Source organism: Enterococcus sp. AZ109 (assembly GCF_051714625.1).
Taxonomy (GTDB): Bacteria; Bacillota; Bacilli; order Lactobacillales; family Enterococcaceae; genus Enterococcus_A.
Genome location: NZ_JBIOSF010000002.1, coordinates 1,174,749 through 1,189,044, shown reverse-complemented (window position 1 = coordinate 1,189,044; position 14,296 = coordinate 1,174,749). Strand labels below are relative to the sequence as shown.

Sequence of the window (14,296 nt, the reverse complement as noted above, 5' to 3'; positions counted from 1 at the left end):
TAAAAGAACTACTTCAGTTACACCGATTATTCGGTTTTCAGTGTCTGTGACGTTTTATGTCACAGACACTTTTTTAGTTTCCCCACCCCTGCTTTAGTGCGTTATAATAAAAGAAAGTATGGGAGGAATCACTATGCAATTTAAAGAATTTGATTATAAGCGGCCTGACTTTGATGGCTACAGTCACTCGTTTAAGAAACAGCTAAACCATTTTATCGAAGCCAAATCTTTCAAAAGTGCAGAGGAGGCTCTAAACCAGCTAAATACGTTACGTACTGATATTGATACGATGGCAAAATTAGCTTATATTCGTCATTCCGTTGATACAAGAGACAGTTTTTATGCTGCGGAAAATGCGTATTGGGATGAGCATCAGCCGTTGTTTGATCAAGTTCATCATGAATTTTATCAAGCGTTATTGGCTTCTCCTTTTCAAAATGAGTTAAAGCAGCTTTTTCCCGAAACGTTGTTTTTACTAGCAAAAGATCAAGTGCGACTTCTGGATGACAAAGTAGTTCAGCTCAAACAACAGGAAAACGAATGGATCAGCAAATACACCCAGTTGATTGCCTCGGCTCAATTACTTTTTGATGGAAAAAAATATACGCTATCCGAGATTTCTGCTTGCTTTACCGTCATGGATCGCTTTACTCGCCGCAAAGCGCAGAAAACTTACCAAAGCTTTTTCACTAAAAACGAAGCTCGCTTTGACGAAATTTTTGATCAGCTAATCAAGCTGAGAACCAAGATAGCTCAGCAGCTAGGTTTTGAGAATTATGTGGCTTATGGGGATATCGCCATGAACCGCTGGAGCTATGATCGTAAACAAATTCAGGCGTTTCGCCAATTTATTATTGATGAAGTTGTGCCAAAAAACCAAGAACTATATAAACGCCAAGCCGAACGACTGCAGCTGTCTGAGCTAGCTTATTATGATTTGCCGCTAGTATTTCCTGACGGTAATGCCAAACCTCAAGGTACAGAATCTGATTTAGTGGAAAAAGCTCGGACAATGTATCATCAGCTTTCTGAGGAAACCGGTACTTTTTTCGATTTATTGACCCAGCAGCAACTGATGGATCTAACTAGCCGAGCTGGTAAACAAAGCGGCGGCTATTGTGAATTCATCGATGCCTATCATATGCCGTTTATTTTCGCTAATTTTAATGGAACTTCTGATGATGTGGATGTCTTAACCCATGAGACAGGTCATGCCTTTCAGACCTATCTTTCTCGTTGGGTGAAGGAACCAGAATTGGTCTTTCCTACCTCAGATACAGCAGAAATCCACTCCATGAGTATGGAATTTTTAACTTGGCCTTGGATGGATCAGTTCTTTGGCAGTGCCAGTGATAAATATCGCTTTGCCCATTTAAGTAGCGCTCTGCAATTTCTACCTTATGGTGCTTTAGTTGACCACTTCCAAGAGGAGGTTTACACCCATCCAGAATGGACTGCGGCTCAGCGGAAGGCTTGCTGGCGGAAACTAGAAAAACAATACTGTCCGGAACGAGATTATCGCCAATCTTCTGATTTGGAACGAGGCACCTATTGGTATCGCCAAGGACACATTTTTGAAGTTCCCTTCTATTATATAGACTACACCTTGGCTCAAGTTTGTGCTTTTCAATTTTGGCAACGAGCAATTGTGGAAAAAGATCCTCACGTTTGGGAGGATTATCTTGCTATTTGTAAAGTTGGTGGAACGAAGAATTTCTTGGAGACTGTCCAATTGGGTCATTTGGCTTCGCCTTTTGATACCGAAGCTATGAAAACGGTGATTCAGTCGGTGGCTGATTATTTAGCTGAAGTGCCAGAAGAAAGTTTGCAAAATTAGAATTAAGTAAACAGCAGGAATTCCACTTTCCTGCTGTTTTTAACTCCTTGATCGCTAGCCTCCGCTAGCTTTTTTGTAGTAAGGATGACAAAAAAACAACCCAAAGATGGATTGTTTTTTGCGCCATAAAACCTTCATTGCTATTGAAAAGCTAAACTTAGTTTGTCAAAGTATCATCAACTACCACCATCGACTTGATAGTTTTTCGGTCTTGCATATCCTCATAGGCTTGATTGATATCATTTAAACTGTATGTCTGAGTAAACACCCGCCCAGGATTAATATCCCCATCAAGAACTGCTTTAAGCAGAAATTGTTTATCATAAGTTGTAACCGAAGCTGAGCCACCGGCGATAGAAATATTTTGCGCAAAGGTTGAACCGATCGGACGATTCGTATAATGAGGAACACCTACATAACCAATGCGCCCACCATTATGGAGAACACCAATCGCTTGCTCAATCGCAGCTTCTGTTCCTACGCATTCAAGGGCAGCATCCGCACCGCCACCGAGAATTTCGCGAACTTTGGCAATTCCTTCTTCACTACGTTCAGCTACAACAGCCGTTGCTCCTGATTGAAGTGCCATTTCTTGACGATCTTTATGGCGACTCATCAGGACAATTTGTGATGCGCCACACATCTTCGCTGCGATGACCGCACACTGACCTACAGCACCATCTCCAATGACAACCACTTTGTCGCCCTTTTCAACATGAGCACAACGAGCGGCATGATAGCCAGTTGGCATAACATCTGCCAAAGTCAAAAGTGATTTAATCATACCTTCTGTATAATCTGAAGGTTGGCCTGGAACTTTGACTAAAGCCCAATTACCATAGTGGAAGCGAACATATTCTGACTGGAATCCGTTTGACCAATTGCTTGCTCCTTGATGGCGGTCACAGGTTCCATCAAAACCAGCTCGGCAAGCATCACATTCACCACAACCATGGGTAAATGGCACGATCACAAAGTCTCCTGGTTTTACAGTTGTGATATCCGAGCCAATTTCTTCAACAATGCCTAGCGCTTCATGACCATCATTTACAGAGTGGGCTTCTTTGTTATCACCATGGGCATAAGACCACAAATCAGATCCACAGACACAGGCACGAACAATTTTAATAATGACATCATCTGTCGCTTGTAAACTTGGTTTTTCAACTTCCTGAACCGTTACCAGTCCAGCTTTTTCAAAAATTGCCGCTTTCATAAAATTCCTTCTTTCATGATTTAGAATAGTACTAGTATAAGTGTTGAAGTGGACTTTAGGTCAAGCGAAAACAACTGATAAATGAAAAAAATTGGCTTGATAATCCCACTTTCTTATTTTATTTACTATTGACTTTTATGTGGGTTTTAGCACTTATCTTATTTGCGATATTTATATTTTATAAATAGGATTAAATGATTTTTCTGGAGAAGAAGTTAATTCTTATGAAGAGATTTTTACAAAAGAGGTGGTTCCTATGATCAAGAAATGGATTTCAGAGTTGGAAAAGACGTTAAACAGGCATCCCTTCATAGGGATAATCGGTGTCTCATTGCTCCTGTTACTACCACAAATTTTGTCACGAAATATGATTGTTGGCTCAGATTCAATTTTTCACTTCAATCGTTTTTATGATGCTGCGATGCAACTAAAAGATGGCAACCTTCAATATTTCAGCAGTATGTATGGTTTCCAACAATCGGGTAGAATTGTTAACGCACTTTATAGTCCTTATCTGGCTTACCTTCATGGCGCCTTGTTACTAATTGCTGGAACATGGTTCAACTATCAATTATTGTCGAATTTTTTACTCTATGTATTATCCGGCTTTTCTATGTATAACCTGCTAAAAAAACTGAAGGTAAAAACGAAAATTGCTTTTTCGACAGCCGTGATTTATTTGAGTACATTTGCGGTGCAATATTGGATCACGCGACAAGGCTTTAGTAGCTGGGGAGCTGCATTCATGCCTTTATGCTTAACTCCGATTATTTCCATGACAGAAAAACATGACGTGAAGCTAGATTTGGGATTTTATACCGCTCTGATGTTTCAAACTCATTTTCTGTCCACTCTTTTTTTAGTGATGAGCTATCTCCCTTTTTATCTAAGAGCTTTTGTTCAGTCGACTAAAAAAGGACAATTTATGTTGAAGACTGGATTAGCTATCGGCTGCTTTTTCCTCCTCACATTAAATTTGTGGCACAGTCTTTTCCAAATTTATTCTAGTGACAAGATTTTAGCTCCCTTCATCAACCAGAGTATGGCTGAAAGTACGCTCACCTATTCCAGCTTTTATTGTCTTTTTACGCCGTGCTTTTTGCTAATCATTATTGTAAGAATCCTGATGATTGCCTACAGAGAAAACAATTTATCACCGATGTTGAAGATCACGATTTGGACCAGCATGTTTTTTCTTCTATTAGGTTCGAATTTGATTCCTTGGACGTTTTTATTGAAAAAAAACATTCGAATGGTTCAGCTCATTCAGTTTCCTTTTCGCTTTGTCATTCCAGCGACGGTTTTACTGCTGGTTTCCTGGGCTCTTCTCTTGAATGAGGATCATTTTGAAAAACTAAAAACAGTTAAGGTGAAATCAATGGTGGTGCTTGCGATTATTCAAACGTTACTCTTGCAAACCGTATTGATAACAACTTGGTGGAAACCGGAAAACTATCTTTTTTCGTTGATTAATACAACGATCGCTGATATTCCTGCTCAACAAGTAAAGGAAGCATTTTATTCCCAGGATTTAAGTTTGGCCTTAGAGTATATCCAAAAATCCACTCCTGATTATTTGCCTGTCCATCGCGAATATGACGGCAGTCGCTATAAGCTGTATCAGACGCAAATCATCGATAAAGATCCATTCTTTAAAAAAAAGGTGGAGGATGGTCGTTTGGTTGTTGCTTGGGATGGAAAAGATCAGAAAAAAATACAGGTGCCTGTCTTTAGCTATCACAATACTGTGTTGAGACTAAATGGGCAAGTTCTCAATAAAAAGGATATTGACTATAGTGAAATTGGCGTAATTACTATTCCCCAGAAATTGAATAGAAACCACTTAGAGCTAAGATATCAAGCTCCCACATTCTTTCAATGGTCATTGATGATTTCACTACTGAGTTTTGCCTTTTTTATCATGGCAGCTGTCTTTGGTAAAATGAAGGAAATCATTGGAAAAAATCTAGTTGGTTTAACTGGATATGTCTATCCATTGAAACGATGAGATGAAAAAAAAGGAAGAATTAAGCTGTGTCTTCCTTTTTTGTCTATTTATTTGAAGGCAATAATCCCCATGTAATTTAGTATCGTCATGACAAAGCAGCAGATGGTAATGATGAAGGAAAGTGCTAAAAAGGCTTGAATGACTTTATGGATCGTTTTTATCAACATGTTCTCAGCTAGGGCATAGAAATTGCGCATATAAATGAAAATCATCCACAGAACCGCAATAATCATGGTTAATTGCCATAAAACATCGACCGACAAAACAGTTAAGCCGTTTTCGATTACTAATCCTGTTCTGGGCAATGATAAGATCGCCCAAACAGAAGCAGCTAAACAGACAACAAATAAAAATATGCTTTGCTGAATCAACGGATTTAAAGTAGCATCCTCTTTAATCTTTTTCATCAGCTTTTCATCCCCTTTGATCATGTAATCCAATGACAACTCAAAAAAAATACTTAACTCAATCAGCATAAAAATGTCAGGAAAACTTTTCTCATTTTCCCAATTGGAAAAGGTCTGTCTAGATATGTGTAGCTTATCGGCCACCTGTTGCTGAGTCAAATTCAATTCTTTTCTTCGGGTTTTTAAAATATCTCCAACCATGGCTTCTACCTCCTACACTTAGAGTATAAGCGACAAGGTAATTATTGCTAGCAATTTTTCTTTGCATTGCTGATGTGGCGGGGCTGAGATGTGTTGTGATGAAAAAATTGATGCATGTTTAAAAGATGTTGCTTACTTGCAGGCTACTACAAAAAATATGTATCTGTTTCGGTTCCACTCTTTTAGATTAATACCGGTTTGTTCTTCACGGATCACTTCGACTATTCCGTCATTTACATTCCACTCTTTTAGATTAATACGATTTTGTAATCGTGATGATTTGTATGATTGCCTAATTTACATTCCACTCTTTTAGATTAATACTTAAAAGCTCTTTTTTGTTTGTCTAGAAGGGTGGAAATTTACATTCCACTCTTTTAGATTAATACTTAGCATTCTATCAAATGCGGGGTGCTTGTACAAAATTTACATTCCACTCTTTTAGATTAATACCATGAGCTTCACCCTTTAGTATCTCCAACATCTTATATTTACATTCCACTCTTTTAGATTAATACGATTTATTGAGAAGCTACTTTGATCGTTTAAGAAATAATTTACATTCCACTCTTTTAGATTAATACCATATTAGAGCGAGCGTTTTTGCTGGCTTTGACCCAATTTACATTCCACTCTTTTAGATTAATACGATGTTTTATGTTTGCGTCTGAACTAAGCTTGCCGGATTTACATTCCACTCTTTTAGATTAATACAATCCCGAAGCCAAACTTACTAATGTCGAGTAATCATTTACATTCCACTCTTTTAGATTAATACGAAGACATGTTGTATCTTTACGATCTATACGGAGCAAAATTTACATTCCACTCTTTTAGATTAATACTCAACATCTAACAATCCATCATCTGTACTCAAAAAGATTTACATTCCACTCTTTTAGATTAATACAAAAAGAAACTGACTTTCTAAGTAAGTTAATGAAATTTACATTCCACTCTTTTAGATTAATACCCCGCACCGATTTAGGCTGATCATATCAAGGCTAAAGCAATCATTTCTGTCGACCGATCCATTTCCAGTTCACATTTCACCAAAGATAACGCCTGATTTCTCAAAACTCCTTCAATACTGGGCTTTTAGTCATCTGTCGTAACTATGGGATTTTAGGATTATTGACGGTCGACAGATTGAGTTTCTACATTATTAAATAGGAAGAAACTCGTCATTTTTTCACTATTTATTTCTTAGGCATGACCATTAAGCGGTCAGCAGTTAATTCATGAATATCGATTGGACGGGTGTAAAATTGGGTTAACGTTTCTTCAGTGATCAATTCTTCACGAGTCCCTTGTTTAAAGATTTTTCCATCTTTTACCATCAAGACGTGGCTAATCAACGGTAAAATTTCTTCCGTGTGATGGGTGACGTACAGGAGACTTGGTGGATTTTCACCTTGTTTGATTTGCTGGATACGCTCTAATAAATCTTCCCGAGCGAATAAGTCTAGTCCTGTGCAAGGTTCATCTAAGATTAAGAGTTCAGGTTGGGCCATCAGTGCGCGGGCAATTAAAACCACTTGACGTTCCCCCTGTGATAGAACCTGGTATGGTTTACCAACCAAATCTTTGCCGCTTAGCGAGTCTAAAATGTCTTTGGCTTCCTGCATTTCTTCTTCAGTATATTCTTGATAAATGCCGATGCTGGCAAATTTTCCTGACAGCACGATTCGTTCTGCCGTTTCATTTTGCTGGAATCGGTATTGCAAAATATTGCTGACCCAGCCAATGCGTTTGGTTAAATCGGGAATTGACGTTTTACCAAATACCTCACCTAAAACAGTTAGTTTTCCTTTACTCGGCCACATATTTCCAGAGATCATCTGTAAAAGCAACGTCTTGCCTGCCCCGTTTAGCCCTAACAAAGCCCAGTCTTCTCCCTCTTCGATTTGCCAGTTAATGGTATCCAGCAAAACTTTTTTCTGCCGGATTAATGAAATATCTTCAAAAGTTAAAATTGCCATCTGTCATCCTCCTACCTTTTATTTATCATACCAAAAAATCTCCTTCTTGGATCGTTCTAATGGTATAATTTTTTCAAGAAAGAAGGTTGAAAAAATGAAGGTTGAAATTACTGAAAGTGTTTTTGCTCCAATCGCAAAGATTCAGTTAGCAAAAAATGAACAAATTCGAATTGAACCGGGCGCAATGGTTTACGAACTGGGACAAATTGAACTTGAAGGCCATATGAATGCCAATGGTAAAAAAGGATTTGGCGGTGCTATCAGTGCTCTTGGTCGTTCAGTTTCCAGTGGTGAAAGTTTCTTTATTAGCACAGCGACTGGTTTATCCGAAGGAGCGGTAATTGCAATTGCTCCAGGTGCGCCGGGAATTATTTTCAAATTGGATGTAGGACAGGAAAATTGGCGGCTAAATACGGGTGCCTTTTTAGCTAGTGACCAAAGTGTTAGTTATCAAATGAAACGCCAAAAGTTGTCGGGAGCTTTATTAGGTGGTACTGGTGGATTGTTTGTAATGGAGACTTCTGGTAGTGGCGATTTATTAGTCTCTGCCTTTGGCGATGTCGAAAAAATCGTTTTAGACGGTTCTGAACCAGCGATTGTCGATAATCAACACGTTATTGCTTGGACCAGTTCTTTAGATTATGACATTAAGGTTGCCTCTGGCATGTTTGGGTTTAAAACCGGTGAAGGTCTAGTTAATGAGTTTCATGGCGTGGGGGAAATTTATATTCAAACCCGTAATGTTGAAACTTTTGCTAGTCAAATCCATGGTTTTTCAGCTAAAAGCTAAATAGACTTTGCCTTGTGACACAAGCGTGTTGTGAGGCTTTTTTTGTCGGAAAAGTAACCGATTTCTTGGCAATTCCATTAAGATTTCTATTCGCCATTGTAACTATTGCCAATAACAGGTAAAATATGAAAGAATCTTTTTGGAGAAGGCTGGTTAGAATGACTGAAAAAAATGATTACAACGACTTAGAAACAAAAATTTATCAAGGTAAGCCGCTGGTTTCACGGATGGCACGTTATCATAAAGAAGAACTGAAAAAGCCACCTCAACAAGCACCTCAACAGGAAGCACCCAAATCGCAAAAGAAAAAACAAGCCACTACTCAGGAAAAAATGGTCCAAAGCACGGTCTGGTTAACGATCGGCAATATTTTTTCTCGATTACTTGGTGCCGTCTACGTGATTCCTTGGTATATGTGGATGCAGCCACATGGAGATGCGGCCAATGTTTTATATGGGAAGGGTTACAATGTATATGCGTTGTTTCTGATGATTTCGACAGCGGGTATTCCAGCAGCCGTAGCAAAACAAACAGCCCGTTACAATTCAATGAATGAATTTAAAACAAGTAAACGCTTGTTATTCTATACCTTGCGGATCATGCTGGTTGGCGGGATTGTTTTTGCGGGCGTCATGTTCTTTGGAGCACCACTGCTGGCTCAAGGTGATCCTGATTTAATTCCAGTGATGCGTTCGTTAAGTGTTGTATTACTAATTTTTCCAATGATGAGTGTGATTCGTGGGTTCTTCCAAGGAAACAGCGACATGAAGCCGTATGCTCTATCACAAATTATTGAACAAATTGCACGGGTATTTTATATGCTTGCTTCTGCTTATTTGATCATGCAGATCAACCAAGGAAGCTACAAAACAGCAGTAGTCCATTCTACCTTTGCGGCATTTATCGGTGTGATAGCTGCCATGTCAGTGCTGTTATTCTCATTATTCAAGCAACGAACAATGTATCGTGAATTAGAACGAGAAAGCAAAAATGAAATCAGTTTTTCAGGTCGCCAACTAGTCACACAAATGGTAATGCAAGCCGTGCCATTTATTATTGTGGGCAGTGGAATTAGTATTTTTAAACTAATTGACCAATATTCTTTCGAGAAAATTATGGCATGGGTAACCACCAATACTGCAGAACGAAATGCGGAGTTATTCGCTTACATCTCGCCGAATCCTGATAAGCTGACAATGGTAGTTATCGCCCTTGGAACTGCGATGGCAACTGCCGGGTTACCGCTGATTACTGAACGATTCACTAAAAAAGACTTTACCGGATTGGCTAGTTTGGCTTCCAATAACTTTCAGCTATTCTTTTTTGCGATGATGCCAGCAACTGTAGGCATGATGGTGCTCGCTTATCCTTTGAACACGTTGTTCTATCAGCCAAATGCCTTAGCCGCACGTTTACTAGCCGCCTCTTGTTTCGTAGGAATTATCATGGGATTATTCATGGTGTGCTCTACAATGCTCCAGGGCTTGGATGGCAATAAACAAGCCGTAAGTTTCTTACTGATCGGCATTGTGGTGAAGTTGATGGCTCAACTGCCGTTAACTTTCCTATTTAAGGCTTATGGTCCTTTACTGGCAACGTTTATGGGATTATTGGTAGCAGTCCTATTTATTCTTGATCGAATTCACGGTGTGACAGGATTTCCGATGCGCGCAACAGCTAAGTCCATCTTGAACATTGCGGGTATGGCTGTTGTTATGGGAATTGTTGCTACCTTGGTGAAATGGGGTTGTCAGCTTTTCTTGAGCCCTGATTCTAAGACGCAATCGCTATTGATTATCTTGATCGTCGCTGCTTTTGGCGGATTCACTTACATGCTGCTAGCACTAAAAACCCGTATTGCCGACAAATTGTTAGGTACACGGGTAGAAGGCATTCGTCGACGTTTGCGGATGCGTTAATATGATTTTCATTTCCTAGATTGCTTATGTGATCTAGGTTTTTTTGATTTAGACCAAGCCTACGGTCAAAGCTACCACGGCTACATGCCACATATAAAAAACAACAAATGCCGCTAAAAGATAAACAACAGAAATCAGCAATTTGTGATTTTGATTGCCTGCGGCTCTTATTACCATGCTCAAACTACCGTATACAAGAGGCAAAAAGAAGGCTACAGATGAAACCTGGACCCATGGGTAAATTTGAGTAATAACCTTAGCAGTTAGGTTATTCTGGAAGTAAAATGAATAAACAGCAAGTAAAATCAGCATCAATATTCCAGCTACAATAATTACAATTTTCCCATGTTTCGCTTTTCGGTTCAGTCCAACTATAGCTAACATGTAAAGCAAGAAAAAGACAGCTCTTATCATCTTTATTCCCCCTCTTAAAATAATTCATTCTATCGGTAATTCTTCTTTAGTATATCATGGACGAATAACGCATGATTAAAAAATAAATTTAAGCCGATGATTTCGGCTAAAAAACAAAAAACCGAGAGAACACTTTCCTCGGTCAAAAATTTCCTGTTCTGTTTTTCCTAGGAGATTGGATCAACTAGTGTTTTACGAGCCCATGTAAGAAATCCAGCAAATCCACCCATTCATAAGCCTCACCTTTTCTCGTTTCCTTCATTTACTTCTCTTTCAAGAATCCCATTTGTACCATTGCCAACGAGTTTTTCATCTGTACGATCAGTGGCTCTAGCTGATCCATGGTCGTCCATTCTGGGTGCTGGTTCATGACTGTCTGAATCGTTTCAGTTTCTCCCTGAACCACATAATAAAGAACTCGCAGAACATCCTTCTTTGTGAAGGGCTCTTTGATTTCCATCCGATCCAGCACCGGCTCGATCAACTCCATAGTAAATTGGTATTCCCCCTGCAACTTTTCATCCAGTGCTTTTTTCACCTCATCAGGCAATTGGGGCTGCTCCCTTAAACAGCAAAAGAGAAAATTAAATTCAATTGGGTATTTGATTTGTAATCCTAGTTTATGGCGCGTTGATCGGGTCACCATTTCAATGAAATCACTTGCTGTCGTCCACACATCCAGTTCTGCCAGTCCGTAAAAGAAATTTCGCGTGTAATCATATGTGGCTAAGTATAAATTTATTTTGCTACCGAAATAATGGAACAATAGGCCCTTGGATACACCAGCTTTTTTGGCAATTTCTTCCATTTTAGTTCCCAAAAAGCCTTTAGCACCAAACAGCTCCATGCTGGCATCGATCATCGCCTGCTCTTTATTCGGATCTTTGACAATTTCCTTCACATTATCCCCCCTGCACGTCACGTTTATTATACCCAATTACTCCTAGTAATGTTAGCAAAATACTGAGAATAATCATGGCAATCAGCCAGTGTGTGGCAAGCGAACCAACTGGCACTGTGTCCGTCCAGCCAAGAGGAGAAATTTGCCCCCATTCATCGGAAAAGTCCAATAGTGGTAAAAAGTAGCAGCTGATAAAGCCTACCATCAAATATCCCCACAAAAAAGCGGAAAGTTTCGGCAAAAATCCCACTAGAAACGCTGCAAGTCCAAGAAATGTCAGCACGACTAAACTATTCACCCCAAAGGTTTGCCAAAAATACCCAACATCCAGACGCTCGTCTAAGGTAAGATTTCCAGCAATTGCCATTCCCAAAATCGAGCCCGCCAAACAAAGCAAACCGGCAATGACAGCAACAGCATAATAGCTAATAAACAACTTCGTGCGAGAAACTGCCTTAGTATGGACAATTTCTAAATAGCCTTTTTCCTCATGCTGTTTCAAATTGTATAAAATTATTCCCCCACAGATTACCGAGGTCAGACAGAAAATCACTGCTAGCATATTCACGTAGTTCAGCATAATCGTCTTGTTTGCCGTATTCATCGCATCTACCCCTAAAACTTGTTCATAGGTAGGATTGATTTTCAATATATCGCCAATACTGTTAAAAACAGATCCATAGGCAGCCCCCAGAACGACCGAACCGATCACCCAGCCGATGATCACATTTCGCTCTAAACGTAAAACTAAACCAAACGGCGTGCTCAATAATTTACTAGCTGTGTGTCGGCCATTTCGTTGCGGCAGCAGTCCGCGATCCAAATCTCGTCGATTGGATAAAATCAAGGCCACTCCTATTGAAACTACGGCTACCGTCATCATCAGCCCAATCGGAAACCAGTTATTTCCATTATATATATCAGCTTTGGTTAACCAACCCAATGGTGAAAACCACGAGTAGTCAGGATTGGTTACGTCGGTCATCATCCGTGCCAAATAACTCACGGCAAAAATCAAATAACTTAACATATACGTCTGACGAGTATCATTGGCTATTTGTGCCATCAGCAAAGTAAGACATCCAAACATCCAGCCCACACTAGCCAGCAATGCCGCAAACACCGCATCTCCTGCCAAGTTACTATCATTAAGCCCAGCCAAGCGTAGTGTAACAAAGTAGCACACACCTAAAACAAAATTAATGCAGAAAATCAGGAGAGCATTTGCGGCTGCCGGCACATTACGACCCACAGCTCGCGAGCGCACCAATTCCAATAAGCCGCTGTCCTCCTGCTTGCGACTACCATTAACTGCCAATTGAATATTCAAAATGATCATAAAAATCCCCATAAAGACGGTCAACATCGCTGCCATCAACCCCGCTGTTGTCTTCATCAGCTCTGGTTCAAAGGCGCCAAACATGCTGACCATTGCGGGCGACTGCATTGTTTTTGCAATCGAATCGATCTCAACCTGTGTACCAAACAAATCGTTAAAATAAAAGGCCATTCCAGCAAATAAACCCACCAGCATAATTGTCCAAACCAGCAATAACACCCGATTCTGCTTCAAATTCGAGAAAAAGAGAAAGCTAGTTGCTTTGCCCATCGCCGCTCCCCTCCTTGCCATAGTAATGCAGGAACAAATCCTCTAAGGTTGGCGGTGTGCTAACAATTGAAACCAGCTTCTTCTGACTCAACCAGATCATTAGGTTTGCTAGTTCCTCTTGATTTAAAGTAAACGTCGCTTTTGTTTTTTCCGTATTCTCAAACTTCAAATCATAAATGGCGGTACGCTGGGTTAATTCAGCCAAGGTTCCAATCGTTTCCACCGTCAATTCCAAACGAGTCAAATGCCTTAACTCCTTCAAGCTTCCCTGTTCAATAATTTCACCTTCACGGATAATGGCAATTTGATCACACATTTTCTCAACTTCAGATAAGATGTGACTAGATAACAGCACACTTTTACCCGCTTCACGTAAACGCAGGACCTCTTTTTGGAAGGTTCGCTCGTTCAATGGATCTAAGCCGGAAGTGGGCTCATCAAAAATATATAGCTCCGCCGGCTGCGACAAAGCCGCTATTAACGCCACCTTCTGACGATTTCCCTTAGAATAATTTCGAGACTTTTTACTCGTATCCAAATGAAATATCTCAATCAATCGCTCAGTTTCTTGGTTTCGCTTCTGCTGGTTCAAGCGTAATAGTAAGTCAATCATTTCACCACCAGTTAAATTCGGCCATAAATTCACGTCCCCTGGTACATAAGCTACTTGACGATGGATTGCTACTGCATCTTGCCAAACATCCTTCCCAAAAATCTTTGCTTCGCCGCCATTCTTTTTTAGCATTCCTAACAATACTCGGATCGTGGTTGATTTTCCAGCGCCATTTGGTCCAATAAAGCCCATTACTTCACCTTTATTTAATTCAAAGCTGACATCCTTCAGTGCCTCAAATTTACCAAAACGTTTCTTCACCTGTTGCAATTGAATAATTGGTTTTTGCATCTTAATCACCTCTCATTGACTCTTTGGTCAATACAAGTATACCGCGGCATTGACCGGTGAGTCAATGCGTTTTTGACCGTTTAGGACGAAATAACTACTATTTGTGAA

General features: G+C 39.8%; 11 protein-coding genes and 1 CRISPR repeat array. Of the genes, 4 read left to right on the top strand and 7 right to left on the bottom strand.

Going from position 1 to position 14,296, the window contains the following annotated elements; genetic code table 11:
• Window positions 1-133 precede the first annotated feature (133 nt).
• Complete coding sequence (locus IGI42_RS22390) at window positions 134-1,837, top strand: M3 family oligoendopeptidase (RefSeq protein ID WP_438718284.1); 1,704 nt, start codon at window positions 134-136, stop codon at window positions 1,835-1,837.
• Between the two features lie 157 nt (window positions 1,838-1,994).
• Here IGI42_RS22390 and IGI42_RS22385 read toward each other — a convergent pair whose 3' ends face one another.
• A complete protein-coding gene (locus IGI42_RS22385) occupies window positions 1,995-3,053 on the bottom strand; it encodes a zinc-binding dehydrogenase (protein WP_438718283.1) in 1,059 nt (352 codons plus the stop codon).
• 256 nt (window positions 3,054-3,309) lie between these two features.
• Here IGI42_RS22385 and IGI42_RS22380 point away from each other — a divergent pair, with 256 nt between their 5' ends.
• Window positions 3,310-5,061, top strand: a complete 1,752-nt coding sequence (locus tag IGI42_RS22380) for a hypothetical protein (RefSeq protein WP_438718282.1) — start codon at window positions 3,310-3,312, stop codon at window positions 5,059-5,061.
• Between the two features lie 47 nt (window positions 5,062-5,108).
• Here IGI42_RS22380 and IGI42_RS22375 read toward each other — a convergent pair whose 3' ends face one another.
• Window positions 5,109-5,669 (bottom strand): helix-turn-helix domain-containing protein, encoded by a 561-nt coding sequence (locus tag IGI42_RS22375; protein ID WP_438718281.1) that lies wholly within the window; start codon window positions 5,667-5,669, stop codon window positions 5,109-5,111.
• Between the two features lie 165 nt (window positions 5,670-5,834).
• Window positions 5,835-6,642: direct repeats of the CRISPR family, unit length 29 nt; unit sequence ATTTACATTCCACTCTTTTAGATTAATAC.
• Between the two features lie 226 nt (window positions 6,643-6,868).
• Window positions 6,869-7,651, bottom strand: coding sequence for an ABC transporter ATP-binding protein (locus IGI42_RS22370; RefSeq protein ID WP_438718280.1), 783 nt, complete (start codon window positions 7,649-7,651; stop codon window positions 6,869-6,871).
• Window positions 7,652-7,745: 94 nt separating this feature from the next.
• Between IGI42_RS22370 and IGI42_RS22365 the strand changes: the two genes are divergently transcribed.
• Window positions 7,746-8,441, top strand: coding sequence for a TIGR00266 family protein (locus IGI42_RS22365; protein WP_438718279.1), 696 nt, complete (start codon window positions 7,746-7,748; stop codon window positions 8,439-8,441).
• Window positions 8,442-8,599: 158 nt separating this feature from the next.
• The gene (locus IGI42_RS22360) at window positions 8,600-10,360 is read left to right on the top strand and encodes a putative polysaccharide biosynthesis protein (protein ID WP_438718278.1); all 1,761 of its coding nucleotides are present in this window, start codon (window positions 8,600-8,602) and stop codon (window positions 10,358-10,360) included.
• Between the two features lie 48 nt (window positions 10,361-10,408).
• On the opposite strand, the gene IGI42_RS22355 is transcribed toward IGI42_RS22360, so the two are convergent.
• From IGI42_RS22355 to IGI42_RS22340, 4 genes are all read right to left on the bottom strand, one after another.
• Window positions 10,409-10,774, bottom strand: a complete 366-nt coding sequence (locus IGI42_RS22355) for a hypothetical protein (RefSeq protein WP_438718277.1) — start codon at window positions 10,772-10,774, stop codon at window positions 10,409-10,411.
• Window positions 10,775-11,036: 262 nt separating this feature from the next.
• The gene (locus IGI42_RS22350) at window positions 11,037-11,675 is read right to left on the bottom strand and encodes a TetR/AcrR family transcriptional regulator (protein ID WP_438718276.1); all 639 of its coding nucleotides are present in this window, start codon (window positions 11,673-11,675) and stop codon (window positions 11,037-11,039) included.
• Between the two features lies 1 nt (window position 11,676).
• Window positions 11,677-13,284 carry an ABC transporter permease gene (locus IGI42_RS22345; RefSeq protein WP_438718275.1) on the bottom strand — a complete coding sequence of 536 codons (1,608 nt, stop codon included), beginning with the start codon at window positions 13,282-13,284 and terminating at the stop codon, window positions 11,677-11,679.
• Complete coding sequence (locus IGI42_RS22340) at window positions 13,268-14,188, bottom strand: ABC transporter ATP-binding protein (RefSeq protein WP_438718274.1); 921 nt, start codon at window positions 14,186-14,188, stop codon at window positions 13,268-13,270. Before IGI42_RS22340 ends, IGI42_RS22345 begins: the two co-directional genes overlap by 17 nt.
• Window positions 14,189-14,296 lie beyond the last annotated feature (108 nt).

What these genes read in the sequence shown, in the direction of transcription:
- IGI42_RS22360 (WP_438718278.1), top strand. Translation starts at nt 8,600, where the DNA reads ATGACTGAAAAAAATGATTACAACGACTTAGAAACAAAAATTTATCAA.
- IGI42_RS22370 (WP_438718280.1), bottom strand. Translation starts at nt 7,651, where the DNA reads ATGGCAATTTTAACTTTTGAAGATATTTCATTAATCCGGCAGAAAAAA.
- IGI42_RS22365 (WP_438718279.1), top strand. Translation starts at nt 7,746, where the DNA reads ATGAAGGTTGAAATTACTGAAAGTGTTTTTGCTCCAATCGCAAAGATT.
- IGI42_RS22375 (WP_438718281.1), bottom strand. Translation starts at nt 5,669, where the DNA reads ATGGTTGGAGATATTTTAAAAACCCGAAGAAAAGAATTGAATTTGACT.
- IGI42_RS22355 (WP_438718277.1), bottom strand. Translation starts at nt 10,774, where the DNA reads ATGATAAGAGCTGTCTTTTTCTTGCTTTACATGTTAGCTATAGTTGGA.
- IGI42_RS22345 (WP_438718275.1), bottom strand. Translation starts at nt 13,284, where the DNA reads ATGGGCAAAGCAACTAGCTTTCTCTTTTTCTCGAATTTGAAGCAGAAT.
- IGI42_RS22340 (WP_438718274.1), bottom strand. Translation starts at nt 14,188, where the DNA reads ATGCAAAAACCAATTATTCAATTGCAACAGGTGAAGAAACGTTTTGGT.
- IGI42_RS22390 (WP_438718284.1), top strand. Translation starts at nt 134, where the DNA reads ATGCAATTTAAAGAATTTGATTATAAGCGGCCTGACTTTGATGGCTAC.
- IGI42_RS22385 (WP_438718283.1), bottom strand. Translation starts at nt 3,053, where the DNA reads ATGAAAGCGGCAATTTTTGAAAAAGCTGGACTGGTAACGGTTCAGGAA.
- IGI42_RS22380 (WP_438718282.1), top strand. Translation starts at nt 3,310, where the DNA reads ATGATCAAGAAATGGATTTCAGAGTTGGAAAAGACGTTAAACAGGCAT.